Source organism: Dactylosporangium sp. NPDC000244, assembly GCF_040300725.1.
Lineage (GTDB): Bacteria > Actinomycetota > Actinomycetes > Mycobacteriales > Micromonosporaceae > Dactylosporangium.
Genome location: NZ_JBEPEH010000003.1, coordinates 127,017 through 151,027, shown reverse-complemented (window position 1 = coordinate 151,027; position 24,011 = coordinate 127,017). Strand labels below are relative to the sequence as shown.

The window sequence follows — 24,011 nt, the reverse complement described above, 5'->3', positions numbered from 1 at the left end:
CGTACGCGGATGCCTCCGGAGCCGCAAGCCCAACATCCTGAATTTCTGGCGCTCGCACCGTCGTGGGATCTCGCCCTGCGAGCGGACGGGTACGCCGCCAACACCATCCGCTCGTACCGCGTCGGGCTCGAGAGCTTCACGACGTGGCTACACCGCGAGCATCCAGAGGTCGGTCCGGGCCAGGCGACGCGTGACCACGTACGCGGCTGGATCGTCCACGTGCGCGACGGCGCCTCGAGCGGCACCGCCCGGTCGTGGTTCCCGGGCGTACGGCACTTCTACCGCTGGGCGCTCGCAGAGCAGGAGGTGGCCACGGACCCCACCGAGGGCGTGCGTACGCCGGCGCCGAACGACCCGCAGACGCCGGTGCTCGCCGACGCGCAGGTGAAGGCACTACTGGCCGACTGCGCCGGGCCGGGGTTCGTGCCGCGGCGTGACGCCGCGATCATCTTTCTGTTCATCGACGGCGGGCTGCGGATTGCCGAGATGGCCGGGCTGCGGGTGGCCGACGTCGACCTGGGCGACCGGGTCGTGTACGTCGCGGGCAAGGGCAGCAACCGCTCTGGGCCGCGGCACCGTGCCGTGCCGGTCGGCGTGAAGTGCGCGCAGGCGCTCGACCGCTACCAGCGCGAGCGGCGCAAGCATCCGCATGCCGGCCAGGCCCATCTGTGGCTCGGTGACCGTGGCCGCGCCACGATCTCCGCGGACGGCATCGACGCCATGCTCAAGCGGCGGGGCGCCCGCGTGGGCGTCGAGCTCCACCCGCACATGTTCCGGCACACCTGGGCATCGGCGTTCCGCGCGGCCGGCGGCAGCGAGGGTGACCTCATGCTGCTGGGCGGCTGGCGCTCGAGGAACATGCTCGATCGGTACGGCAAGGTGGCGGCGGGCGATCGCGCCCGAGAGGCGTACCGGCGCCTGAGCTACGGCGATCGGCTCTAGCGCCGCGTGATCCGCGGCACTCCGGTGTGTCGGAGTGCCGCAATAGCGTGCAACGGAGTAAGGTATCGCCTGCCCGACCGGATTCGGCTGGCGCGCGGACGTTCAAGGGTCCGCCGGGCGCAAACGGCAGAGCCGGGCAGGCACCCAAACCCCGGGACAGCACCGCCCCCACGTTGGCCGCGGTGAGGATCTTCCATTCTGGGAGTACTCGCCGTGAACAGGAACCCCGAGCAGGCTCGTGCCGAGTTTCAGCGCCGATCCGCCGAGCGCGCCGCGCAGGATCCGATCAAGCTGGCTCGCGCCGCGCGGATCGTTCGCGCCGCGCTCGCGGCCGGTCACCTAACCGCCGCAGACCTTCAGTCGATCGGCGCCTCGAGCCGCCACACCTTCGCCACGAGCGCCCGGTGAGCGCCGCCCACGCCGGCGACCGCGCACTGATCGCCCGCGCCGCGGCACACACGCGCTGGGCCAAGACTGCCGACCGCGCCGCGGCCACTGCCGCCGCCCGCAGGACCGCGCTTGAGCGCTTTGAGCGCGAGGTGGACCCGGACGGCATCCTCGAGCCGCACGAGCGCGCCAGGCGCGCCGAGAGCGCCCGCAAGGCGTACTTCGCGCTGCTGGCGCTGAAGTCCGCGCAGGCGCGCCGTGCGAATCGGGGTGCCTAGTGCGACAGCCAGGATGCTTCACCATGTCGAAGAACCGAGACGAACTCGAGCCTAGCGACCTGCGGCACGTGCACAGCGCCAAGGTTGACGCGAGGATCGCGGCCGCGGTCGCCGAGGCGCCGCCACTACCTGACGACGTGGCCGAGCTGCTGGCCCGGCTCATCCGGACCGCGCCGCGGCTCGAGCGCGCGGGGGCGGCGGCCTGATGTCGAGCAAGCGAAACGCCCGCCCCGGAGCCGTTGGGGCGGGCGCTCAGCAGGTCGGCGAGACCAGGTCGAGCATAGTCCCGACCGCGGCACCCTGCCCGTACGGCTGCAATGCTGTCGTTGTCAAGCAGAACCGTCGTGACCGGCGGCGTAACGGCAGCTCGGCGCCGTGGATGGTCGTGCACTCGGACGGCTGCCCCGGCATCAATGACGCGCGCTCGGCGGTCGGCTGGCACGCCGCCGGCGTCGCCCGATCACCTTTCAGGCGGTGAGCGGCGTGGCTGAAGCAGCACGCAAGGCCCGCCGCCACTACGCCGCCCGGGCCATCATCCGCAGCGAGCCGCATTCGTTCGGCCACTACGCCATGGTGGTGCTCGCGGTCATGGCCACCTGGGCGGACCCGACCGACCCTGAGCCGGTCTGTTTCAAGGAGCAGGAGTCCATCGCGCGCCGCGCCAAGCTCAGCGTGTCGACCGTGGGCCGTGCGCTCCGCGAGCTCGAGGCGGCCGGAGCGATCAAGCGCCTGGGCATCGTCGGTGGTGGCCGGGACCCGCGGACCGGGCAGGTCAAGCGGGGCACCATCCGATGGGGTCTCATATTGATATGGGGCGATGACCTGTCGGTCCCACAGACCGATAAGGACCGCTCGGTCCCACAGACCGATAAGAGCCGCACCGTCCCACAGACCGATAAGGGGTCGGTCCCACAGACCGATAAGGGGTCGGTCCCACAGACCGATAATCCAAGTCAGAGTCAGAGCGATGAAAGAGCCTCTGACGATGACGACTCGGTCGCGGGCGACCGGCCCGGCGCTGGCGCGCCGACCGGCGCCGCTCCCTTGATGCGCAAGCCGGATCTCGCGAACGAGGCCGCGGAAGTGCTCGGCTGGCCGCTCGAGGCGTGCCGCGAGTGGGTGGCGGGCATCCTCGCCAAGCACAGGCCGAAAAACCCGACCGGGTACATCCGGGCGGCCATCGCCGACCAGCTCGAGCGGGCGAACGCCGGGGCTTCCGCCCCTACGGGACGCACGCGCCAGGCGACGCCGGTAAAGCCCGCGGTCGCGCGCTGCATCGAGTGCGGTAAGAAGCGCGCGCTGCACCTCCTCGTGTGGCAGGTCGACCCGGCGGAAGAGCCGCCGGTTGGCGCCGGATACGGGGTGTGCGGCGAGTGCTGGCCGAGCCTCGGCGAGGGCGTCGACGAGATGGCGATGAAGTCCGCGTGGCTCACGCAGGCGGCGGAGTCTCCGCCGTGCGAGCGTTGCGGCCGGCCGTTCGCCCGCCAGGGCGGCCACGAGACCGTTGCGTTGTGCCCCTACTGCTGGCGCATCGGCGACCCGTACGAGCGCAGGCCCGCGGGGGTCACTTACTGCGTGGAGTGCGGGGTGCCGACCGGGGATGGCGCGGACGTTTGCGAGCCCTGCTGGCAGAAGGCGCCCGGCGCGCCCCTCGGCGAGGCCGCTGACGCAAGATCCGGCGGCTCCGAAGGTGCGGGCATAGGCGCGCCGAAGGCGTGCGACCGCGGGGCGTTCTGCCTTGATCCGAGCTGCCCCGAGCACCCGAAGGTCTCGCGGTGAGCCGCTCATCCTCGGTCTGCACGCAGGCGCTCGACAAGCGCGCGGATCGAGGCGACCACGACCAGCCGCCGGCCGCCGAGCTTCACGGTCTCGAGGTCGCCGCGCTTCACGATCGCGTGGACCGTCCGCTCGCTCACGCTGAGCATGACGGCGGCGCCCGCGATGGAGCACAGCAGCGGGGGCGGCCCAGCCGCACGGGTCGCCTCGAGCTGCTGCTGTCGCATGAGCGCGTCGAGGTCGGCAGCCAGGCGCCGCAGGTCGCGGGCGGCGGACTCGAGGCGCTCGCGAAGGTCGACGAGCGCGGTGCGGGCTGGTGTCACAGAGTGACTGTGACTCAGAGCGATGGCCGGGATGTCCGTTTTCCCCAAAGGGGTGCCCCGGACACCCGCCGTACCGGTCCTCTCCCTCTCCCCGAAAGCGGAGCAGCGCCGCCGCTTGACATTTACCGATAGCTATATTCGCAGCTCAAAGCCCCTTTTATTTGATATTACTATCCGTAACTGCTTTTAATTCAAGATTCTCAATGTTACTCAGCGTTACATCTAAGTTAGGAGTGAACATGATCTACAGCAGGCAGGGGCAGCAGGCGGCCGTGCTGGCCGCCATCGCCGCAGGGTTCAACGTGGCCAAGATCGGGCGGGCCATGGCCCAGTCCGGCGGGGACCCGGCAGCGCTCGAGACGCTCGTGCAACTGCGCACCTACGGACCGGCGGTCATAGCTCGCGCGGTCGCCGCCGGCATGACCGACGACGAGGTGATGCGGGTCGGCCGGGACGGCGGTTACAACCTGGCGGCGCTCGAGCGGGCTGTCGCCGAGCTCGAGCAGCGCGAGGCCCGCCTGGCGGCGCTCGAGCGGGCTGTCGCCGGGCGCCCGGGCCCAGCGCCGGCGCCCGCCATCCGCGGCGAGGTGGCGCGGCCCGCACGTGTCCGTCGCTGGTGACTAAACTGCACATCGCTGCACATGACTGCATCTGTTCCACAATGGACAGTAGACAGTGGACAGTGGCCGAGCGGGTGCCTACTCTGTGTCTGTGACAGCCGTTGATCGTGCACGTACCGCCGTCGCTCGCGCGGTGAAGGCCGGCGACCGTCCGGCCGAGCGCGCCGCGCGGGGCGCGCTCGCGACCGAGGTGCTACGCGCTCGCCTCGAGCGGTGGCTTGCCGAGGGCGTCAGCGTCAGCGCCGACCAGGCCGCGCAGCTGCACACGTTGGTTGATCGACTCGTCGGCGGACCTCGCCGCGTGACCTTCTAGCGATTGGGCTCGATATGAGTAAGGGTGTGCCGTTCGTGTCGGAGGGGCAGCGGGGTGACCTCGTGGCGCACGGCTACGCAAGGGTGCCCGGCGGGGGCTGGATCCGCCGGAAGGACTTCGAGCCGCCCGCGGACATGCTGGCCGCCCTTGCGCAGGAGCTGCGCGACGCGCCGACGTGGGACGCGAAGACGGGAGCGGTCACCGTGCCCCCGACGAAGATCTTCCTGTCGGAGGCCATGCGGCAGGAGCTCGAGGGGCAGGGCTGGACCCGCGACACCGGGCCGGGTCGGAGGTGGATTCGCCGGAAGGGCTTCGACCCGGCGTCCCCGGCGGGGCCGACCAACAAGGACCTCGTGGAGACGCTCAGCGGCGACGACGTGCTCGTGTGGAACCCGGAGACGAGGGAGATCGCATGAGGCGCTGGTTCACTGCCGATCGGGACGAGACGGGGCTGAAGACGTTCACGGCCCCCGAGTCGGCCCCGGCCGCCCCCGAGCCGCTCGCCCCGCGCCGGGGCGCGATCGGCGAACGTGCCGCCCGCCTGCTGCAGGCGCTGCAGGCGCTCGACGGCGTGGGGCTGGCCGGTGAGCTGCTGAACGCCCGCGGGATGCTGGCGCGCGCTGACGAGCTGCGCCGCGCCGGCGCCGATACGCAGGGCCAGGCCGAGCTCGAGGCCGAGCGGCTCGCCGGTGCGGTGGCGGACGGTTCGACCGGTCTCGACGCCGCGGCCGCGAAGCTGGCCACCCTGGCGCCGTGGCTCCCCGCGGAGGGGCAGGGACTCACCTCGGGCGGTCGGATCACGGACCGCGCCGTCGCGCTGCTACGTGACTGCGCCGTGCGCGCCGCCCGTGACGACGCCCCCGGGGCCCACAAGGCGCTTGCTCGGCAGGCTGACGCGGCCGTACGCGCCGCCGTGGACGCCGGGGCACTGCTGGTGGACGTGAAGGGGGTCGCGCGGCTCCTGAAGGCGCCTGAGGTGCCGGACCCGCGGGTCCGGCCCAGCGGCTGGGAGCACCCGTGGGTGAACAACCCGCCGGTCATGCCGAAGCTCGACATGCAGGCGATCATGCGTGATGGGCGCCTCGCCGTGGCCTGGTCGGCCGCCGCCGGCGCCACGGAGCAGCTGGAAACGATCAAGGCCGCGGCCGACCAGCTGTGCGCCGCGACCGGCGGGACGGTGCGGGTGTTCCCCGAGGACGCCATCGATCCCAACGTCAGCGCTTTTGTTGAGCAACTGCCCCAGCCGGTTCACCTGGCGCTCGCCGACGCGCTCGGCTGGCGGCCGGGGCTGTACTGGACGCCGGTCGCTCGTCCGAGCGCCCCGCAGGTCCGCACCCCGTCCGCGGACTGGGTAGCACCGGAACCGGTGCGGTGGGGCCCGCATGCGGGCTGGGCGCCACGCGCCCGGCAGAGCTGATCGTCCGCTGTCGACTGTCCAGAATGGAGGACTGATGTTCAAGCGGGCTCGTACCCCCGGCGGTAGCGACATGGCGCGCCGTGTCGCGCTGCGCAACGCGATCGCGGGAGGGCTCACGCAGGCAGACGTCGCGGTCATCTCGTTCCGCTGTGGCCGTGACCCCGCGCTGATCGCGGGCGTCGTCCGGCGGGCCCTGCGCCAGCCGGGCGGCTCGCCCGCCCGGCTGCGCGAGGTCGTCGGTGACGAGGTGGCGTTGCATCGGGCCATCTCGGCCGGGCTGGACGTGCGGGACGCGGTCGCGGTACGCGCGGAGGTCGACGGCTTGACGGGGGTCGACCTCGAGGCGGCCATCGAGCTGGCGATCTCTCGTCGCCAGCGCCGGGGGGTGAGCTGACGTGGCCGGCAACAGCATCAAGCTCACGTTCGCGGGTGACGCCGACGCGCTGTCGAAGGCTGCCAAGCAGGCGGAGAAGGCGACCGCCGACGTGGCCGACGCGGCAGGGAAATCCGGCAAGGAGCTGGCCGACGCCGCGAAGTCCTCGAGCGACCTCGGCGCCAAGATGGGTCACCTCGGCTCCGCGGTATCCGGCGCCAACGACGCGATCGACGCGATCGGCGGCAGCCTCGACGCGGTCAACCAGCTGCAACAGGCCGGCGCAGAGCGGGCCTCGAGGCTGGCCCGCGCGACGGACGACATCCTGTCCGCCCAGCTCGACTACAACGAGGCCTTGCAGGACGGTAAGCGAGCCCAGCTGGACATAGCGCAGGCGTCGATCGACCTCGAGACCGCGCAGCTCGACGCCGCCGAGGCGCAGACCGCGTACAACAAGGCGGTCAAGGAGCACGGCGCCGGCAGCATGGAGGCCAAGCGGGCCATGCTCGCGCTCAAGCAGGCCAACCAGGACGTTACCGTCGCGCAGGCCGACGCGACCGAGGCCGCGAACGATGCCGCCCGGGCGGTCTCCGACGCGAAGGGCGCTCAGCTCGACCTCAACGACGCGATGCGCGAGGCGCACCCGCCCGAGATGCAGAAGTGGGCCGAGAACCTCCAGATGGTCTCGCCGCTGATCACCGCGCTCGTCGGCGTGGTCGGCCTGGCGACCGGCGCGCAGTGGCTGTTCAACGCCGCGCTCTGGGCGTCGCCGATCACGTGGATCGTCCTCGCGATTGCTGCGCTGGTCGCCATCATCGTGATCGTCGCGACCAAGACGACCTTCTTTCAGGACACCTGGAAAGCGGTGTGGGGGTTCTTGAAAGATGTCGGCGCCTGGTTCGCAGGCCCATTCGCCGATTTTTTCGTCAAGGGTTTCCGCATTGTCATGGACTATTTCGGCAATTTGTGGACCTACATAAAGTCAATTCCTGGCCAGCTCAAATCCGTTTTCTCTCAGGTGACGGATTACATTTTCGCGCCATTCCGGGCCGCGTTCAACCTCGTCTCGAGCGCCTGGAACGGCACGATCGGCCGGCTGCACTGGACGGTGCCCAGCTGGGTGCCCGGCGTCGGCGGCAACAGCATCTCGGCGCCGACGCTGCCGAAGTTCCACCAGGGCGGCGTCGTGGGCGGGGGGCTCGGCAGTGAGGTGCTCGCCGTACTACAGGCCGGCGAGCGGGTCACGCCCGCGGGCGGCGGCAGCCACGCTGAGGGATCGGTCGTGCTCACGGCCGGCGACGACTTCGGCCGGTTCGTCCTGAAGGTCATCCGCGAGCAGGTCGGGCTCCGCGGTGGCGACCCCGTGCGCGTCCTGCGGGGCACCCGTGACTGAGCGCCTTACAGGCGTCACGACAGCGCCCCCGGCAACCAAGGGCCGGGGGCGCTGTCGTGCACAGTCGTGCCGTAGCGCTACGCCACCTCGAGCGGGAGCCTGCGCCGCTGGACCTCGCCGAGCAGTGCCGCGGTCAGGGCCACGAGGTACGCGTCGGGCAGCTGGCCAACCTGCTCCACGGCTAGCCGGAACGCCGCCCGCTCGGCCGCCTTGCGCTGCCTGGCCGCGGTCGCCGCTGCCGTGCGCGGACGGTCCACGTCAACGTCGATCGTCACCGGCGGCCCGGCCGCACGATCGACACGGCGCGGTGCAGCGGGACGGGCGTCACGACCCGGACCCGCGCACCGCTGGACCCGGCGACCACGTCCCGTCGCACAGCCAGCACGATCGCGGCTCGCCCGGCGGCGACCAGCTCGAGCGCGGCCGGCACGTCGTGCGCGGCCGCGGTGACCTCGAGCCCGCGCCGGGCAGCGACGTCGGCGAGCGCGTCGAGCTGCTCCGCGCAGCTGCTGGACTCCTCGGGCAGGATCAGCGCGACCGCCGCCCGGGGCCCGCTCACCGCCGGCCGCCCGGGCGGACGAGGCTACGCACCCGCGGGCGCGGGCGGCACAGCCGGCTGTCCTGCAGGCCCTCGGCGTACCCCAGCCACTTGGCCTGGCGCGCAGCCTCGAGCGCCTCCGCGGTGGCGATCGTCTCGGGCAGGAATGCCCCGGCGGCCACGTCGTCGAACCATTCGTCAGCCACGGCCCAGCCCCGCCTCCCGCGCGACGAGCCCGAGCGCCTCGGAGAGCAGATCGCGCAGGATCGCGGCCTGCACGAGCGACAGCCGGGTTACGGACGTCTCGTCCGGGGTGTGGTTGCCGATACCGATGGTGGTCGGGCGGTCCTCGACCTGCATGAGGTCGACGAACATGACGTGCTCGGCGCTCAGCTCGATGTCCGCACCGACCTGACCGAGGTGGGCGCTCGGCGGGATCGTCGGCTCCGTGCCGTCGCACCACGACGGGTGCGCCGCGGCGGTCACGACCGGCTCCCGGTGCTCGAGCAGCCGCGGCGGACCTGGTTGCAGGCGATCGCCTCCTGGAGGTGCCCGACGAGCATCGCGGCGGCCTCCAGGTCCTCGTCGGTGAGGTCCTTAACCGTGTCGATGAGCATGTCCTCACTGCTAAACCGGAGCGACCAGTCGTGATCGATCGCGACCGCAGCAGCAAGAACCTCGCGCCCGGCCTCGGAGACTGTGCGCCTCGGCGCCGAGGCGGTCACCACTCACGCCCCGGGTGCTGGCCGCAGGTGGGGACCTCGCCCGCGTGCTCGGTGAGGTCGACCCGCACCGCAGGGCGGCCGCAGGCGCACAGCATGCCCGGCACGGCCGGTAGCTTGCCCATGTGTCTGCCGGCGCCGGGGAACACCTCGAGCGGGAACACCGCGAGCACCGCGACTCGCTCAGCCTCGCTGAGCTGCACCGTGGTGAGATCGAGCAACGCCGCGGCGTTGCTCCGGGTAACGCAGCCGAGCACGTGCAGGGCGTTCGCGACCGCGGGCACCTGCGACACCGCGGCGGGGCTCGACGGCTCGGGCTCGGGTACGAAGCGGGCGACGACGGCGCGGCACTCGCGCGGCGAGAGCTCGTCCTGACGGGCCCACATCGTGAGCAGCTCGAACGCCTGGCGCGCGTCGTCGACAACGAACGCGCGCAGCGCCTGCTCCGCCAGGTCGACGATCGGGTTACCCGCGTACTGGACACGCAGCCGCGCGGCCTCGAGCGGGTCTGGGATGATGGACATGGGTCCTTGCCCTTCCTGAGAGGGTTGGGATCAAGGGCCTCGTGGGTGTTCCAGCACCCTCGGGGCCCGGCTACTTTCCGCAGCGGCCCGCTGAGCTTGTTCTGATAGCGTGCGTCCGACGCTCCCCTCGTGGACGCTCTTTTCCCTGCTCGGCACAGCGCTCATTGCTGCACAGACAACTGCTATCGGGACTTCGCCCAGCGCAACGCCGACGTGCTTTCGACCTTGCTGAGCGGCTGAAACGCCGCCGCGTTCCGCTCCGTCACGTTCCACCGGTTGACCAGTCGGCCTCCGGACCCTGCCGGCCTTGGCCGTCCATGGGCAGCTTCATGTTGACGGACGTGCCACAGCCGGCCGGGCTGGTCACTGTCAATGTGCCGCCGAGCGCCTCGACGCGGTCGCGCAGGCCGGCCAGGCCGGAGCCCTGGTTCGGGTCCGCGCCGCCGGCGCCGTCGTCGTGGATGGTCACGCTGAAGATCTCGCCAGGCGCCGACTCGTCCGTCGCCGGCTCGTCGGCGACGACGCCGATCTCCACGGAGACCTCCGAGGCGTCGGCGTGCTTGGCCGAGTTGGCGATCGCCTCCGAAATCACGTGGTAGGCGGCGACCTCGACGTAGCCGGGCAGGCGATGGTTCAGCCTGCCGCGCACCGCCACCGGGACCGCGCTGCGGCGGGCGAGCGCCTTGACCGCGGGGACCAGTCCGCCCTGGGAGAGCAGCGCCGGATGGATACCACGGACGATCCGCTGAAGGTCGTCGAAGGCGGCGGACAGCCCCGCGGAGGTGTCCGACAACCGGGACCGCACCTCGCCGAACTCCTCGGGGATCATCGCCTCGGCGAAGCGCAGCTCCAGCCCGAGCGAAATGAGCCGCTGCTGCACGCAGTCGTGCAGCTCGCGTTCGATGCCGCGGCGGGCCTCGTCCGCGGCGAAGACGAGCCGGGCCCGCGACGCGGTGAGCTCCGCCCGGCTCTCGGTGTTGGCGATCGCGGTCGCGACGAGCTCGGTGAACTTCGCAAGCTCATGCTCGATGCCAAGCGGCGGCCGCCCGGCCTGGCGCCACAGGGCAACGACGACGCCCCAGACCCGGCCCTCGACGACGATCGGCGCGCCGACCGAGGCGTGCATGCCCCCCGCCAGGGCGAGATCGGCCAGCGGGCCGCTGCGGCCCTCATACGAGTCCATGCGGGCCGGACGGGAGCCGTGCAGCACCAGGTCCGTGACGCCATCGGCGAAGTCGACCTGTTTGCCCAGCATCGACTCGGACGCCGGCTCTCTGTTGTACTCGGCGACGCCGGTCACCGTCCTGGGACTGTCCCAGCGCCAGACCCGCGTGGCGTCCGCGTTGAACAGGTCGGCCGCCTCGGTGGCGACCGCTGTGACGATCTCGGCGAAGGCGACGCCGTTGGCCACCAGCACTGCCACCCGGCGCAACGCCGCCTGCTGGGTGAGCAGCGCCTCCCGCCCGGCCCGGTTCGCCTGCAGGGATCGGCCGGCCCGCAGCACGGTCGCCAGCCCGGGCACCACCCCGTCCTGCAGACGCCGCAGGACACGGTCCGGGACATCTGCGGGGACGACGAGCGCGCCCGGGTCCAATGGCAGCTGGATCTGGCCCTCGCGCCGCGGTACCGGGTCAGGCTCGATCGCCGCATACGGCAACTTCATGGCGTACGCGATCCGGTCGGAGGCTTCCGGAAGTACGGCGCGCACATCGTCGGCACCGAGGATGAGCCGGGTCATCTCGGCGACCGCGTCGGCCTCCCGTTTTCGTTCGATGGACTCGAGCGCCCGCACGCGGGCCAGCTGCGCCAGCGAACCGGAGACCGTGGCGACCATGAGGTACACCGAAAGCCCGAGCCAGTCGCGCCAGTCCTCGGTCTCGAGGCGCCCGATCGGCGGGGTGTGGAAGTAGTCGAACGCGAGCGCGCTGAAGATCGACGTCGCCACACCCGGCCACAGGCCCCACACCGTGGACACGACGAGGACACCGGGCAGGTAGACGATCGCCAGGGCTCCGATCGGAGCGACCTGCCGCAGCGGGACGACCAGCAGGGTCTCCACGACGGTCAACCCGGCACCGACTGCGATCCCCACGGCGGCTGACGGCCGGCTGACCCGCACCAGCCATGGCGTAAGGCGTCCGTGCATCAATCGGTCCTCTTGTCGAAGACGTCGGTTCCGGCGTGGCTGGGCAGGCGGAGCCGGTCGAGCGGAGGCAACCAGTCGATGCTAGGGCGGCGGGCATCGAACGCCGGACTCGTTGCGGTCCGGGCGCCGCGGATCACCCCGTGATTCACCTTGGGCGCGGCGCATCACCCGCCCTTCCGCCCTTGCCCCGGCCGGAGCTGACCGGCGCGGTATGAAGGATGGGCGGCCATCGCAGGCGCTGAGAAGACGGGTGAAGAGGATGGGTGAGCAGGTACGGGCGATGCTCACGGGCCTGCTGCACATCCGCCCGATGCGAGGCACCCACCGGGTCGCGCTGCGGGCCGGTGTCAGCATCCTGGTCCCCCTGCTCACCGTGCTGGCGCTGGGCCACCCGAGTTGGACGGCCTACGCCGCCTTCGGGGCGTTCACCTCGCTGTACGGGCGCAACCACGTGCACCTGTCCCGCGCCGCGATGCAGGCGAGCGCCGCAGCGGCGCTGACGGTGTCGGTCGTCCTCGGCGTGCTCGTCGGCTCGCTGGAGTCGCGGGCGCTGGTCGCGGTACCGGCCGCCGCGCTCGTCGCGGCGGCCGGCGCCGTACTCGCCGCCGCGCAGGACTGGCACCCGCCGGGGCCGCTCTTCCTGATCTTCGCGTTCGGCGCGGTCGCCTCGGCACCGCACCAGGTGTCGGACGTTGCGGTCGCCGCCGCCGTGGCCGGGGCCAGCAGCCTGTTCGCGCTGGTGGTCGGGAATGTGGGCAGCCTCGTCCGACGGCAGCGGAGCCGACCGGCCCGGCTGGCGCACGTGTGGACGTGGGAGCCGGTGCGCTACGCACTCGCCGTGGTGCTGGCGGGTGGCTTGGCGACCGGGATCGGGATCGGCCACCCGTACTGGGCGATGGTGGCGGCGGTCGCTCCCCTCAGCGCCCCCGGCCGCACCGCCCAACTGGTCCGCGCCGCGCACCGGATCCTCGGCACGCTGCTCGGGCTGCTGCCCAGCGCGGCGCTGCTCGCGATGCACCTCCCGCCGTACGCGACCGTGCTGGTCGTGGCGGCGCTGCAGATCGTCACGGAGCTGCTGGCCGGGCGGCACTACGGGCTGGCGCTGCTGTTCATCACCCCGATGGCACTGCTGATGGGGCAGCTCACGGTGGCCCGCCCGGCCGGGCAGCTCCTCCTCGACCGCGGGGTCGAGACGGTGATCGGCGGCCTCATCGGCGGCGCGATCGTCCTGTGCCAACCGTGGCTGCGGCGCCACCGCACGCGAGGCACCGCCTGAACCCGGGCCGGTCCGCTCACGCGGGGCCGCCACCGGGGCTCCGGCCGCGCCCTCGTCCGGCACGCCACCATGCGGACGTCCTGGCAGGGCTGGCGGTGATCACCTATCGTCGCCGGCATGGCAGCCGAGTTTCAGCACGACGGGTACATCTTCGTCCTCGACGGACGGGTCATGGACGTCTTCCACCAAGGCACGCCGGACGCGATGCGGTTCCACGTCGCCTTCATGGGGGTCGACGTCAAGCCGAAAGGAAACGGCTACAAGGTGCGGGTCGGCGCAGTGGTCAGCGGCCAGGTCTACGGCGGCGCGCTGCTCACCATGGACGCCGCGACGTTCGAGCGGTTCCGGGCGTTCGTCGCCCTCGCCACGGCCGCCCGCGACGCCGCGGTCAACCCGGGGCCCGCCTGATCTCGGCCCTGGCTCGGTACGGGGCCAAGCGCCTACCGTCGCGACGGCCGGTCGAAGTCGACCCGCACCGTCTCGAAGGACTTGAATCGCTGCGCCTCCGCCAACGTCGTGTAGATCCGCCGGTCGGCCTCGGTCAGTTCGACATCATCGCTGAACAGGGTGAGCAGTGCCCGGGGCCACAGGCGGTAGTTCGCGATCATGTTGATCTCGGCGCAGAGCATCAGCACGAGCGCCTGCAGATAGATCCAGGCGAAAGCGGCGAGTACGAGTCCGAATGCGCCGTAGAGCGCGCTCGCGTGGCTGAGCCGGGAGGCGACAAATCGAGCGCCTACGGTCTGCAACACCATCCACAAAGTCGCGGCGATCAACCCGCCGGCGATGACCTGCCGTACACGCAGCGTGCGGGCGGTCAGCAACTGCAACGCCGCGATGAACAGCCCGGCATTGATCGCAAACGTCAACAGGTAGCCAAGGACCTGCAGTCCGGCCCCGGACCGGCCGGTGAGCTCATGAATGAAGGCCACAAACGTCGCCGTCGCCGCCGACAGCAGCACCGCGGTGCCGAGCATCAGCAACAGACCAAGGCTGCGCAGCCTGGACCTGACCGAACTGGGCTGTTCGTAGCGCGGGACGCCGTAGATGTGATTGAAGCCGGCCTGCGCGGCCTGCATCGCCCCCAGCCCGCCGTACAGTGCACCGAGAATGCTGAGTGCCAGACGCGCGCCGCTGCCGCGCAACCCGGTGACGTTGCGCTCCAACTCCGGCCCGATGCCCGGCAGGTCCCCCACCGCCGAGTGCACCAGTTGCTGCTGCAGGTCAGGGTTGGCCTCCAGGACGAAGCCCAGCACAGTGAGGAACAGCAGCGTCAGCGGGAACAGCGAGATGAAGCCGTAGTAGGTCACCATCGCGGCAAGATAGGGACCACGGTCGTCGACGAACTTGCAGATCACCGCCAGCGGGAATCCCAGCCAGGCGTGCCGACGCTGGTAACGATCCAACCACGCGACCACGACGGGCACCTACCCCACCGCCCCCGTGTCACGCTCGGCTGTCGGCTCGTCCCCGCTGCGTCAGGAGCCCATCGGGTCAGCGCCACCGTGAGGCAACCAAGGGGAAGGTCGTTCCTGAAGATGGCCGCCCAGAAGGATTGTCCGCGCTCTGCGGGGGTATGGCCGGTCCATCCTTCCCGGGTGGCGTCCCGCATCCGGCGTTGTGGACGCTGACCAGGGCTACGCGCGGCGTGACCCGTTGAACGGCGCCCGCCAGGTGGAGGGGGTGCCGAGCATGGCTGCGCTGCTGATCATCGCGCTCGATGTGTTCGTGATCTGGGCACTGGCCGTTCACGGCTGGAAGGTCCCGGCCTGATGGTCCGCCACGGCCGGGCACCGTCAAGACGCCTGTCCCACCGGCTGCTGACGGTGGGCGCTGCGGCCTGGTCGCTTGTCGGTGTGGCGCTGCTGCTCGCCGGGGCGATTTTCCTGCTGGTCGTCCTGCGGTCCATCGTGATTTCGCTGCTGGTCGCCCTGTTTCTGGCCACCGGGTTCCTGCCGATCGTCGACGGCCTCGCGCGGCGTCGCGTGCCCCGCAGCGCCGGCTCCGCGGCAACGCTCCTGCTCGTGATCGCGCTGGGCGCCGGAGCAATCGTGCTCGTGGTGTGGGGCGTCGCGAGCCAGGGGGGACAGATCAGCCAGAGCCTGAACGCAGCCGTCGGCGAACTGCACCGCATCCTCGCCTCGGCAGGAGCCAACGGCAACATCGCCGAGTCCGGCCGACAATCCGTGCGCCAGGCGGAGAACAACCTCCTGGCCGGCCTGCTGCCGGCATTGGGCAACCTGCTCGGCGCCAGCGTCAACATCCTGCTCGGCGTGTTCGTGGCATTGTTTGTCTGCTTCTTCTTGCTCATGAACGGTCACGCCATCACCGCCAGGGTCGCCGCACGGCTCCCGCTGCCCGAAGACCTGGGTCAGCGCCTGCTCGGCCGGGCCGCCACCGTCGTGAGGCGCTACTACGGCGGGCTGACCCTGGTCGGGGCGATCAATGCCGCCGCGGTCGCGATCGGCGCGCTGGTACTGCGTGTACCGCTGGTGGGCGCGATCGCGGTGGTCATGTTCCTCGGAACGTACGTGCCCTACCTCGGCGCCGCGATCGCCTCGATGTTCGCCGTGCTGATCGCGCTCGGCAGCGGCGGGCAGTCGGCCGCGCTGTGGATGATCGTGGTCGTCGTGCTCGCCAACGTCGTGCTCCAGAATCTCGTCAACCCGGTCGTCTTCGGCGCCACGCTGCAAATGAGTCCACCGGCGATCCTGCTCGCCACGCTGGTGGGCGGCGTACTGGCCGGCGTCGCCGGACTGGCCCTGGCCACGCCGGTGACCGCAATCGTGGTACGCAGCATCGAAATCCTGAGGGAGCCGCATCCGGGGGCGGACACGGACAACCTGCCGGACCGACCAGACCCGGAGCTTTAGACCTTGACGTAAATCGCACTAAAATAGCATAAATGCATGTCGGATCGCTGTCCCGGCTGGTGCGACCGACACCCCCGCCCTACGGGTTGGGGATCGCGGTCGCCGCCGCGCCGGTCGTCGCGGAGACGCTCCTGGTCTATCCGCTCCACCAGGTGATGGCACCGTTCGACCCGGGCGTCATCTACATCCTCGGCGTACTGGTCGCCTCAATGGTGTGGGGATTGTGGCTCGGGCTGGCCACGGCGGTGGCGAGCACGCTGGCGTTCATCTACTTTCACGTTCCGCCCGTCGGCGGGTTCGCCGTCGCCGACATACGAGAAGTCGTCGGGCTGACGGTTCTGCTCCTTGTCGCGGTGGCGACGAGCGCGGTTGCGGACCTGTCCCGGGTGCGCGCGGTCCAGGCCGAAAAATCCGATCTCACCGCCGAGATGGCCCGGCTGCTGTTGCACGCGGACGACCTCCGCACGGTGCTGCCCGCGGTCGCAGCGTGTATCGCGCGATCGCTCGAACTGCCGGACGCCGAGATCCACCTCGCCATCGTCCCGGATGATGACCGACGCTCGGCGTTACCCCTGCACGTCGGCGCCGCCCGGATCGGGACGCTGATGGTGCCGGTGGACGTGCCCAAGCGAACAATGCAGCGGCTGCGGGAGTGGGTCGTGCCGTCATTGGCATCGCTGCTGCAAGCGGGCTACGAACGTGCGGCCGTGCTGGAGTCGCTGGAAGCAAGCCGGGAGCACTCGGGCCGGCTCGCCGCCGAGCAAGCCGCGCTGGGGCGAGTAGCGAACCTCGTGGCCCACGGCAGTCATCCACTCGCCGTCTTCGACGCGATCACCACAGAGTTGCACGGGCTGCTGAGCGAATACAGCACGTGGCTGTGTCGCTACGAACCCGACGGCACGGCCAGTGGCCTCTCGAGCAGCCTCACCGGCCCGGGAGCGGACCACATCCGCTGGCCGCTCGAGGGCGAGAACGTCCTGATCAAGGTGCGAGACACAGGCCGTGCCGCCAGGGTGGACGATTTCGAGCATGCGGCTGGTCCTGCCGCCGCGTACGCCCGTGAGAAGGGCATCCGCTCCGCGGTCGGGGTGCCGATCGTAGTTGACGGGCGGTTGTGGGGCGTGGCATGCGTTGCGTGGGCCCGGTCCGAGCCGCTGCCACCCGACACCGCGGAACGCGTCGCGGCCTTCACCGACCTCGCCGCCACCGCCATCGCCAACGCCGACAGCCGGGCCGAGCTCGCCGCGTCCAGGGCCAGGCTCGTCACCGCCGCCGACCAGGCCCGCCAGCGCATCGAACGCAACCTGCACGACAGCGCACTGCAGCCCTTCCTCGCCGTCGCCATGCAACTCGGCACTGTGCGGTCAGGCCTGCCACCAGAACTGCAGCAGACCAAGGCGGAACTGTCGAGCGTCCAACGCGGCCTCAACAGTGCCGTGGAGGATCTGCGGGAGATCGCCCGGGGCATCCATCCCACCCTGCTCGCTGCGGGCGGTCTGTCATCCGCGCTCAAAGCGCTCGCCCGCAGATCCCCGGTACCGGTCGACCTCGACCTCCACACCTGCCCACGCATGCCCTCGGTGGTCGAGGTAGCCGCCTATCACCTCGTGTCCGAAGCGCTGGCCAATGCCGCCAGGCACGCCCACGCCACGGTCGTGCAGGTGCAGGCGGCAACCCGGGACGGCACGCTGCACCTGACGGTCTGCGACGACGGCGTCGGAGGCGCCGACCCACAGCGGGGGTCCGGCCTCACCGGTCTGCAGGACCGCGTCGTGGCCAGGCGGCCGAGATGATAGGAGCGGGCCGTGTCGCGCAGGACCTCGTCGACGGAGCGCACGCCCTCGACGGTGTTGAGCAGGATCGGCCATACGCAGCCGAGCGCGATCGTGACCAGCTTCGGGGTCCAGCCGGTGAAGCCGGCGAAGAGGGCGATGACCGGGATGAGCACCGGCGGGGGCAGTGCGCGGAAGAACTCCAGCGTCGGCTCGGACAGCGCGCGCAGGGTCGGTGAGGAGCCGATCGCGGTGCCGAGGCCCACGCCGGCGACCAGGGCGATGAGGTAGCCCAGCACGAGCCGGGTCAGGCTGGGCAGTACGTCGTGCATGATCGGGTCTTTGGCGAACCAGGTTTCCGGGAACGCCTGGACGATCGTGGACAGCGGTGGCCAGAAGAAGCTGACGCTGCCGGCGGACGCCGACCACCACACGGCGAGGAGGACAGCGGGCAGGCCAAGAGCGAGCAGGATGCGTTTGAGGATGTCGACGGTCTTCACAGATCACTCCGGACCGAGGCGTGCCAGCGCAGCACCCGGCGCTCGACCGCGCGGGCGGACAGGTTGACCAGGACGCCGATGATGCCTACGACGATGACGAGCGCGTAGGTCTCGGCCACGGCTCCGGAGCCCTGGGCGACGCCGATGGACTTGCCCAGGCCGGGCACGCCGATGATGAGCTCGGCGGTGATCTCCAGAATGAGGGCGACGGCGGCGGCGAGCCGGAACCCGGTCACCACGTAGGGCAGAGCGGTGGGCCAGACGACGGTGCGCACGACCGCCCAGCGAGAGAAGCGGTAGGAGCGGGCAGTGTCGCGTACGACCGGGTCGATGTCGGCGACGCCGTACAGCACCTGGACGAGCACCTGCCAGAACGAGGCGTAGACGACAAGGACCAGCGCGGACTGCATCTGACTGCCGTAGATGAGCACGACGAGCGGGATGAGCGCGACCGACGGGATCGGGCGTAGGAACTCGATCGTCGAGGCGGTCAGCGCGCGCAGGATCGGCACCGAGCCGATGAGGACGCCGATGACGATGCCGGCCGCCATCGCGATCGCCAGGCCGAGTGCCCAGCCGCGTACCGTCTGGCCGAGGGCCGTCCAGAAGTCGTGCTCAGTGAGCACGCTGCCCAGCTTGGCGGCGATGCTCGTGAAGGGCGGCAGGTAGTTGCGGTCGACGAGGCCGATGCGCGACACGGCCTCGACCAGCGCGGCGACCACGGCGAGGCCCAGCAGGCCCAGGGCGGGGCGGCTCGGCGTCGGCCGGTTGCGGCGGATGGGCCGGCCGATCGCCGACCCATCCGTGGTCGTGGAGGTCACGGCAGCAGGGTGTCCAGGGTCAGCGGCTTGGTGATGAGGCCGTCGTTCTTGGCCAGGTCGCCGAGCAGCTGCACCGATTCCTTGTCGACCGAGCTGGGCCACTTCGGCAGGGTCAGCTTCGCCTGGACCGCCGGGTCGAGCTTGGTGTAGGTGCTCAGGATGGCCCGCACCTCGTCGGGGTGCGCCTGTGCGTACTCCATGGACTTCTTCATCGCGGCGGTGAACGCCGCGACGACCTTGGCGTTCTGCGATGCGTACTGCTGCGAGGTGAAGTACATGCTGACGGTCAGGTCGGGGTCGGTGCCGGCGTAGTTGGACGCGACCTGCCGGTAGCCCTGGTTCATGGCGATGGTCAGGAACGGCTCGACGACCTGCCCGGCGTCGACATCGCCCTTGCCGACGGCCGCGGTGATGTCAGGGAACGCCAGTTCGGTGAAGTTGATCTTTGTTGGGTCGCCACCGTCCTTCTTCACCACGTTGTTGATGGTCGTGGTGTTGATGTTCTTGAGGGTGTTGACGGCGACCTTCTTGCCGGCCAGGTCCTTGGCCGTCTTGATCGGGCTGTCGGCTTTGACGATGACGGCGCCGAAGTCCTTGCCCTCGGTGCCGGTCGAGGCCACACCGGCGGCGGCGACCTTCAGCGGCAGGCCCTGCGAGTTGGCCAGCAGCAGCGACGTGGTGTTGGAGAAGCCGAACTGGTACTGGCTGCTGACGACGGCGGGCACGATCGCGGCGCCGCCCTGGGCCGTCTCGAGTGTCACGTCGAGGCCCTCGGCGGTGAAGAAGCCCTGCTTGACACCGAGATAGATCGGGGCGACGTCGACGATCGCGATGACGCCGACCTTGATTTTGGTGGTGCCGCCCGACGACGTCGAGCCGGTGGAGCCGGAACCGGCGTCGTCGCCGCAGCCGGCGAGGGCGAGGGCGGCGACAGCGGTGAGAGCAAGGACGGAACGACGGCGCATGCGTGCTGGGGCGGGGGTGTGGGGTCGGGGCATGGGTCCTCCTGTGGACGACGAGCACCCGGCGGGGGCTCGCGAGGCCGACGAGCCGGACGTTACACATATCGTCAACAATTGTGAAGTCAATCGACCGACAGGATCTAAGCACGGTATCTCGGTTGCGGAGGTTGACAGCATCTATTGCGGAGTGGATTGTTGACAATCGCAACGCGCCACCGGTCGAGTCCGACGGAGCTGAGAACGCATGGCAGCGCACTACATCGTCCGGTCGGTCGACCGGGCTGAACCCGACGTCATCGCCGCCCTGCGCGCGGCGGGCGTCGCCACCGTCCACGAGGCCGCCGGCCGCATCGGCCTGCTCGGCCCCGAGGTCCAGCCGCGCCAGACCGGCGCGGCGATCGGCGGCTCCGCGATCACCGTCTCCAGCCACCCCGGCGACAACCTGATGCTGCACGCGGCCGTGGAGATGTGCCGGCCCGGCGACGTGCTCGTGGTGACCACGACCTCGCCGTCGACCGACGGCATGTTCGGCGACCTGCTCGCCACCTCGCTGATGACCCGCGGCGTCGTCGGCCTGGTCATCGACGCGGGCGTGCGCGACATCGCCACGCTGCGCGAGATCGGCTTCCCGGTCTGGTCCCGGGCCGTCCACGCCCAGGGCACGGTCAAGGCCAGCCCCGGCTCGGTCAACGTGCCCGTCGTCGCGGCCGGGCAGCTGGTGCGCGGCGGCGACATCGTCATCGCCGACGACGACGGCGTGCTCGTGCTACGGGCCGCCTCCGGCCCGGCGGTCGCCGACGCCGCCGCCAAGCGCCTCGAGAACGAGGCCGGCAAGCGCGAGACCCTCGCCGGCGGTGTGCTCGGCGTCGACCTGTACAACCTGCGCCCCCTGCTGGAGGAACTCGGCGTGCGGTATGTGGATCGGCTCCCCGAATGAGCGACGGCATCCGCTGCATGCAGTTGCGCGGCGGCAGCTCCAAGGGCGCCTACTTCCTCGCCGAGGACCTGCCCGCCGACCCGGCCGAGCGCAACGACCTGCTCCTGCGCATCCTGGGTTCCCCGGACGACCGCCAGATCGACGGCCTCGGCGGAGGACATCCATTGACCAGCAAGGTCGCTGTCGTCTCACCGTCGGCCGACGCGCACGCCGACGTCGACTACTTGTTCCTGCAGATCGTGCCCGGCCGTGCGGTCGTCACCGACGCCCAGACCTGCGGCAATCTCCTCGCCGGAGTCGGACCGTTCGCCATCGAGCGTGGACTCGTCCCGGTCACCGGCGACACGACCACCGTGCGGATCCGGATCGTCAACCCGTCGGTCAGCCTGGTCGAGGCCCGCGTGCGTACGCCCGGCAGCCGGGTCCGCTACGACGGTGACACGGTCATGGCCGGTACCCCGTTCCCGGCCGCCCCGATCGACCTCACGTTCCCCGGCGGCGCAGCGCCGGTCTTCCCGACCGGCGCCCTCGTCGACGAGTTCGCCGGCGTGGCGGTCACCTGCGTCGACGCCGGCATGCCCGTCGTCGTGCTGTGCGCCGCCGACCTCGGGCTCGACGGCACCGAGGACCCGGCCGACCTCGAGAGCCGTTCCGAACTGCGGGGAAAGCTGGAGCAGGTGCGCCTGGTCGCAGGGGCCGCGATGGGGCTCGGGGACGTGGCCGACATGACGGTGCCGAAACTGAGCATCGTCTCCGCGCCGAGGAACGGCGGCACCGTCACCACCCGGACGTTCATCCCGCACCGGGTCCACACCGCGATCGGCGTTCTCGGCGCGGTCTCCGTCGCCGCGGCCGTACGCACCCCGGGCACCGTGGCGCGCGCCGGCAGCGACGACTCGCTGGTCCGCGTCGAGCACCCCACCGGAACGTTCGACGTCGGCATCGAGCTCGACCCGGGCGGCGCGGCGACCCGGGTGCTGCGCAGCAGCGTGGTCCGCACCGCGCGCAAGATCTCCGACGGGCTCGTATGGCCCCGCAGTGGAAAGGCAACCGGATGACGATCCCGCACGACCCGGACGGCCGGCGCGACATCGCCCACGTCGGGCCGATCGAGCTGTACACCCCGGTCCTCGACGAGTCCGCCGACTTCTTCGTGCGGGTCATGGGGCTGCGTGCGGTACACCGGGACGACAGCTCGGTCTACCTGCACACCTGGGACGACTATCAGTCGTGGACGCTCCGGCTCATCCAGCGCGACGCCGCCGGGATCGGCCGGACCTACCTGCGCGCCGCCGGCCCCGAAGCGCTGCAACGGCTGGTGGCGAAGACCGGCGCCACCCGCGTCCTCACCGACGTGCACAACCTCGGTGAGGTGCACGTGTGCACCGACCCCGACGGGCACGAGCTCGGCCTGTACTGGAACGTCGAGTGGTACCGGGCCGACGACACCGACCGCCCGGCGCTGAAGAACCAGGCCGCCGCCTACCCGGGCCGCGGCGCCAACCTGCGCCGCCTCGACCACGTCAACTACCTCACCGCCGATGTGCCCGGCACCTCCGCCTACCTGCGCGACGTGCTCGGCGCCCGCTGCACCGAGCAGATCGTCAAGGACGACGGCAGCCCTCAGGCGATCTGGTACTCGCTGGGCAACAAGACCTACGACCTCGTCTACACCGAGGACTGGACCGGCACCCGAGGCCGGCTGCACCACGTCGCTTTCGCCACCGACACCCGCGAGGAGATCCTGCGCGCCGCCGACGTGTGCCTCGACGCGGGCGTGCACATCGAGACCGGCCCGCACAAGCACGCCATCCAGCAGACGTTCTTCCTGTACGTCTGGGAGCCCGGCGGCAACCGCATCGAGATCTGCAACGCGGGTGCCCGGCTCATCCTCGCCCCGGACTGGAAGACGATCAGCTGGACGAAGGAGGAGCGCGCGAAAGGCCAGGCCTGGGGGCTCAAAACCATCGAGACCTTCCACACCCACGGCACGCCGGTCGTCGCCCCCGCCGGAGACCCGGAGTGATCATCGACTGTCACGGCCACTACACGACCGCCCCCGCGGCCCACACCGCGTGGCGTGAGGCGCAGCAGGCCGCGTTCCGGGCCGGGCGGGCCACGCCGGCGTACCCGGACATCCCCGAAGACGACCTGCGCGCCTCCGTGGAGGGCAGCCAGCTGCGACTGATGCGCGAGCGCGGCATCGACCTGACCGTCTTCTCGCCCCGCGCCTCCGCCATGGGCCACCACTTCGGCGACGAGGCGGTGAGCCGGGCATGGACCCGCGCCTGCAACGACCTCATCGCCCGGGTCGTTCAGCTGTACCCCGAGCACTTCATCGGCGTCGGCCAGCTGCCGCAGTCGCCGGGCGCGCCGATCGCCGGCTCGATCGCCGAACTGCGCCGCTGCGTCGAGGATCTCGGGTTCGTCGGGGTCAACCTCAACCCCGACCCCAGCGGCGGGCACTGGACCGCGCCACCGCTGACCGACCGCGGCTGGTACCCGCTGTACGAGGTCATGGTCGAGCTCGACGTACCGGCCATGGTGCACGTCTCGGCCGTCACCAACCCGAACTTCCACGCCACCGGCTCGCACTACCTCAACGCCGACACCACCGCGTTCATGCAGCTGCTGCGGGCCGACCTGTTCCGCGACTTCCCGGACCTGCGGTTCGTCATCCCGCACGGCGGCGGCGCCGTGCCCTACCACTGGGGCCGCTTCCGCGGGCTCACCGACATGCTCGGCCGGCCGCCGCTGGCCGAGGCGGTCATGCGCAACGTCTTCTTCGACACCTGCGTCTACCACCAGCCCGGCATAGACTTGCTCTTCGGCGTCGTCGACGTCGACAACATCCTGTTCGGCTCCGAGATGGTCGGCGCCGTGCGTGGCATCGACCCGCAGACCGGCCACCACTTCGACGACACCCGCCGCTACGTCGACACGCTCGGCCTGAGCGCGGACGACCGGCGCAAGGTCTACGAGGCCAACGCCCGCCGCGTATACCCGCGGCTGGACGCCGCCCTGCTGCGGCGGCAGGCCGTCACAACCTGACGCCACAACCTGACGCCGCAGCCTGACACCGCACCCCCGTCCGATCGTTCGCACCGAGGAGACGAAC

General features: G+C 70.9%; 31 protein-coding genes and 1 pseudogene. 20 read left to right on the top strand and 12 right to left on the bottom strand.

Going from position 1 to position 24,011, the window contains the following annotated elements:
* The first annotated feature begins 9 nt into the window (after window positions 1-9).
* The 5 genes from ABT369_RS05415 (at window position 10) to ABT369_RS05395 (ending at window position 3,386) form a co-directional block, all read left to right on the top strand.
* Window positions 10-942, top strand: a complete 933-nt coding sequence (locus ABT369_RS05415; RefSeq protein ID WP_350610459.1) for a tyrosine-type recombinase/integrase — start codon at window positions 10-12, stop codon at window positions 940-942.
* Between the two features lie 213 nt (window positions 943-1,155).
* Window positions 1,156-1,350 carry a hypothetical protein gene (locus ABT369_RS05410; RefSeq protein ID WP_350610458.1) on the top strand — a complete coding sequence of 65 codons (195 nt, stop codon included), beginning with the start codon at window positions 1,156-1,158 and terminating at the stop codon, window positions 1,348-1,350.
* Window positions 1,347-1,607, top strand: coding sequence for a hypothetical protein (locus tag ABT369_RS05405; RefSeq protein WP_350610457.1), 261 nt, complete (start codon window positions 1,347-1,349; stop codon window positions 1,605-1,607). The genes ABT369_RS05410 and ABT369_RS05405 overlap by 4 nt, the downstream gene beginning before the upstream one ends.
* Before the next feature lie 23 nt (window positions 1,608-1,630).
* Complete coding sequence (locus ABT369_RS05400) at window positions 1,631-1,813, top strand: hypothetical protein (RefSeq protein ID WP_350610456.1); 183 nt, start codon at window positions 1,631-1,633, stop codon at window positions 1,811-1,813.
* Window positions 1,814-2,081: 268 nt separating this feature from the next.
* A complete protein-coding gene (locus tag ABT369_RS05395; RefSeq protein ID WP_350610455.1) occupies window positions 2,082-3,386 on the top strand; it encodes a hypothetical protein in 1,305 nt (434 codons plus the stop codon).
* A 5-nt stretch (window positions 3,387-3,391) separates the two neighbouring features.
* Here the strand turns inward: ABT369_RS05395 and ABT369_RS05390 are convergent, their stop codons facing one another.
* The gene (locus ABT369_RS05390) at window positions 3,392-3,706 is read right to left on the bottom strand and encodes a helix-turn-helix domain-containing protein (protein ID WP_350610454.1); all 315 of its coding nucleotides are present in this window, start codon (window positions 3,704-3,706) and stop codon (window positions 3,392-3,394) included.
* A gap of 239 nt (window positions 3,707-3,945) precedes the next feature.
* On the opposite strand from ABT369_RS05390, the gene ABT369_RS05385 reads away from it, so the two are divergent.
* The 6 genes from ABT369_RS05385 (at window position 3,946) to ABT369_RS05360 (ending at window position 7,822) form a co-directional block, all read left to right on the top strand.
* Window positions 3,946-4,326 carry a hypothetical protein gene (locus ABT369_RS05385; protein ID WP_350610453.1) on the top strand — a complete coding sequence of 127 codons (381 nt, stop codon included), beginning with the start codon at window positions 3,946-3,948 and terminating at the stop codon, window positions 4,324-4,326.
* Between the two features lie 91 nt (window positions 4,327-4,417).
* Window positions 4,418-4,639: a hypothetical protein gene (locus tag ABT369_RS05380; RefSeq protein ID WP_350610452.1), complete on the top strand. Its 222-nt coding sequence runs from the start codon at window positions 4,418-4,420 to the stop codon at window positions 4,637-4,639.
* A 35-nt stretch (window positions 4,640-4,674) separates the two neighbouring features.
* A complete protein-coding gene (locus ABT369_RS05375) occupies window positions 4,675-5,055 on the top strand; it encodes a hypothetical protein (RefSeq protein WP_350610451.1) in 381 nt (126 codons plus the stop codon).
* Complete coding sequence (locus tag ABT369_RS05370; protein ID WP_350610450.1) at window positions 5,052-6,056, top strand: hypothetical protein; 1,005 nt, start codon at window positions 5,052-5,054, stop codon at window positions 6,054-6,056. The genes ABT369_RS05375 and ABT369_RS05370 overlap by 4 nt, the downstream gene beginning before the upstream one ends.
* 70 nt (window positions 6,057-6,126) lie before the next feature.
* Complete coding sequence (locus tag ABT369_RS05365; RefSeq protein WP_350610449.1) at window positions 6,127-6,450, top strand: hypothetical protein; 324 nt, start codon at window positions 6,127-6,129, stop codon at window positions 6,448-6,450.
* Window position 6,451: 1 nt separating this feature from the next.
* Window positions 6,452-7,822 carry a phage tail tape measure protein gene (locus ABT369_RS05360; protein WP_350610448.1) on the top strand — a complete coding sequence of 457 codons (1,371 nt, stop codon included), beginning with the start codon at window positions 6,452-6,454 and terminating at the stop codon, window positions 7,820-7,822.
* 77 nt (window positions 7,823-7,899) lie between these two features.
* On the opposite strand, the gene ABT369_RS05355 is transcribed toward ABT369_RS05360, so the two are convergent.
* The 7 genes from ABT369_RS05355 to ABT369_RS05325 all read right to left on the bottom strand — a co-directional run bounded on the left by ABT369_RS05355 (window position 7,900) and on the right by ABT369_RS05325 (window position 11,752).
* Complete coding sequence (locus ABT369_RS05355) at window positions 7,900-8,097, bottom strand: hypothetical protein (protein WP_350610447.1); 198 nt, start codon at window positions 8,095-8,097, stop codon at window positions 7,900-7,902.
* Window positions 8,094-8,381, bottom strand: a complete 288-nt coding sequence (locus tag ABT369_RS05350) for a hypothetical protein (protein WP_350610446.1) — start codon at window positions 8,379-8,381, stop codon at window positions 8,094-8,096. The genes ABT369_RS05355 and ABT369_RS05350 overlap by 4 nt, the downstream gene beginning before the upstream one ends.
* Window positions 8,378-8,566 (bottom strand): hypothetical protein, encoded by a 189-nt coding sequence (locus tag ABT369_RS05345; protein WP_350610445.1) that lies wholly within the window; start codon window positions 8,564-8,566, stop codon window positions 8,378-8,380. The genes ABT369_RS05350 and ABT369_RS05345 overlap by 4 nt, the downstream gene beginning before the upstream one ends.
* Entirely contained in the window at window positions 8,559-8,846 is a 288-nt protein-coding gene (locus tag ABT369_RS05340; RefSeq protein ID WP_350610444.1) for a hypothetical protein, read from the bottom strand. The genes ABT369_RS05345 and ABT369_RS05340 overlap by 8 nt, the downstream gene beginning before the upstream one ends.
* Window positions 8,843-8,977, bottom strand: a complete 135-nt coding sequence (locus ABT369_RS05335; protein ID WP_350610443.1) for a hypothetical protein — start codon at window positions 8,975-8,977, stop codon at window positions 8,843-8,845. The genes ABT369_RS05340 and ABT369_RS05335 overlap by 4 nt, the downstream gene beginning before the upstream one ends.
* A gap of 104 nt (window positions 8,978-9,081) precedes the next feature.
* Window positions 9,082-9,606, bottom strand: a complete 525-nt coding sequence (locus tag ABT369_RS05330) for a hypothetical protein (protein ID WP_350610442.1) — start codon at window positions 9,604-9,606, stop codon at window positions 9,082-9,084.
* A 262-nt stretch (window positions 9,607-9,868) separates the two neighbouring features.
* Window positions 9,869-11,752, bottom strand: coding sequence for a sensor histidine kinase (locus ABT369_RS05325; protein WP_350610441.1), 1,884 nt, complete (start codon window positions 11,750-11,752; stop codon window positions 9,869-9,871).
* 259 nt (window positions 11,753-12,011) lie between these two features.
* On the opposite strand from ABT369_RS05325, the gene ABT369_RS05320 reads away from it, so the two are divergent.
* Together ABT369_RS05320 and ABT369_RS05315 are read left to right on the top strand one after the other, a co-directional pair.
* Window positions 12,012-13,028, top strand: coding sequence for an FUSC family protein (locus ABT369_RS05320; RefSeq protein WP_350610440.1), 1,017 nt, complete (start codon window positions 12,012-12,014; stop codon window positions 13,026-13,028).
* A gap of 117 nt (window positions 13,029-13,145) precedes the next feature.
* A complete protein-coding gene (locus tag ABT369_RS05315; protein WP_350610439.1) occupies window positions 13,146-13,436 on the top strand; it encodes a hypothetical protein in 291 nt (96 codons plus the stop codon).
* Window positions 13,437-13,468: 32 nt separating this feature from the next.
* Here the strand turns inward: ABT369_RS05315 and ABT369_RS05310 are convergent, their stop codons facing one another.
* Window positions 13,469-14,455, bottom strand: a complete 987-nt coding sequence (locus tag ABT369_RS05310) for a YihY/virulence factor BrkB family protein (RefSeq protein ID WP_350610438.1) — start codon at window positions 14,453-14,455, stop codon at window positions 13,469-13,471.
* Between the two features lie 193 nt (window positions 14,456-14,648).
* Between ABT369_RS05310 and ABT369_RS05305 the strand changes: the two genes are divergently transcribed.
* The 3 genes and pseudogenes from ABT369_RS05305 to ABT369_RS05295 all read left to right on the top strand — a co-directional run.
* Complete coding sequence (locus tag ABT369_RS05305; RefSeq protein WP_350610437.1) at window positions 14,649-14,801, top strand: hypothetical protein; 153 nt, start codon at window positions 14,649-14,651, stop codon at window positions 14,799-14,801.
* 83 nt (window positions 14,802-14,884) lie between these two features.
* Window positions 14,885-15,901 (top strand): AI-2E family transporter, encoded by a 1,017-nt coding sequence (locus tag ABT369_RS05300; protein WP_350610436.1) that lies wholly within the window; start codon window positions 14,885-14,887, stop codon window positions 15,899-15,901.
* 32 nt (window positions 15,902-15,933) lie between these two features.
* A pseudogene (locus ABT369_RS05295) lies at window positions 15,934-17,370 on the top strand (DUF4118 domain-containing protein); the annotation flags it as partial.
* A gap of 131 nt (window positions 17,371-17,501) precedes the next feature.
* On the opposite strand, the gene ABT369_RS05290 reads toward ABT369_RS05295, so the two are convergent.
* The 3 genes from ABT369_RS05290 to ABT369_RS05280 are packed head-to-tail and all read right to left on the bottom strand — an operon-like array spanning window position 17,502 to window position 19,992.
* Window positions 17,502-18,173 (bottom strand): ABC transporter permease, encoded by a 672-nt coding sequence (locus ABT369_RS05290; RefSeq protein ID WP_350610435.1) that lies wholly within the window; start codon window positions 18,171-18,173, stop codon window positions 17,502-17,504.
* Window positions 18,170-18,994 carry an ABC transporter permease gene (locus ABT369_RS05285; protein ID WP_350610434.1) on the bottom strand — a complete coding sequence of 275 codons (825 nt, stop codon included), beginning with the start codon at window positions 18,992-18,994 and terminating at the stop codon, window positions 18,170-18,172. The genes ABT369_RS05290 and ABT369_RS05285 overlap by 4 nt, the downstream gene beginning before the upstream one ends.
* Complete coding sequence (locus tag ABT369_RS05280) at window positions 18,991-19,992, bottom strand: ABC transporter substrate-binding protein (protein ID WP_350610433.1); 1,002 nt, start codon at window positions 19,990-19,992, stop codon at window positions 18,991-18,993. Before ABT369_RS05280 ends, ABT369_RS05285 begins: the two co-directional genes overlap by 4 nt.
* 208 nt (window positions 19,993-20,200) lie before the next feature.
* On the opposite strand from ABT369_RS05280, the gene ABT369_RS05275 reads away from it, so the two are divergent.
* The 4 genes from ABT369_RS05275 to ABT369_RS05260 are packed head-to-tail and all read left to right on the top strand — an operon-like array spanning window position 20,201 to window position 23,944.
* The gene (locus ABT369_RS05275; protein ID WP_350610432.1) at window positions 20,201-20,893 is read left to right on the top strand and encodes a 4-carboxy-4-hydroxy-2-oxoadipate aldolase/oxaloacetate decarboxylase; all 693 of its coding nucleotides are present in this window, start codon (window positions 20,201-20,203) and stop codon (window positions 20,891-20,893) included.
* Window positions 20,890-21,951 (top strand): PrpF domain-containing protein, encoded by a 1,062-nt coding sequence (locus ABT369_RS05270; RefSeq protein ID WP_350610431.1) that lies wholly within the window; start codon window positions 20,890-20,892, stop codon window positions 21,949-21,951. Before ABT369_RS05275 ends, ABT369_RS05270 begins: the two co-directional genes overlap by 4 nt.
* On the top strand, window positions 21,948-22,919 hold the full coding sequence (locus ABT369_RS05265) for a VOC family protein (protein ID WP_350610430.1): 972 nt from the start codon (window positions 21,948-21,950) through the stop codon (window positions 22,917-22,919). The genes ABT369_RS05270 and ABT369_RS05265 overlap by 4 nt, the downstream gene beginning before the upstream one ends.
* Window positions 22,916-23,944: an amidohydrolase family protein gene (locus tag ABT369_RS05260; RefSeq protein WP_350610429.1), complete on the top strand. Its 1,029-nt coding sequence runs from the start codon at window positions 22,916-22,918 to the stop codon at window positions 23,942-23,944. The genes ABT369_RS05265 and ABT369_RS05260 overlap by 4 nt, the downstream gene beginning before the upstream one ends.
* Window positions 23,945-24,011 lie beyond the last annotated feature (67 nt).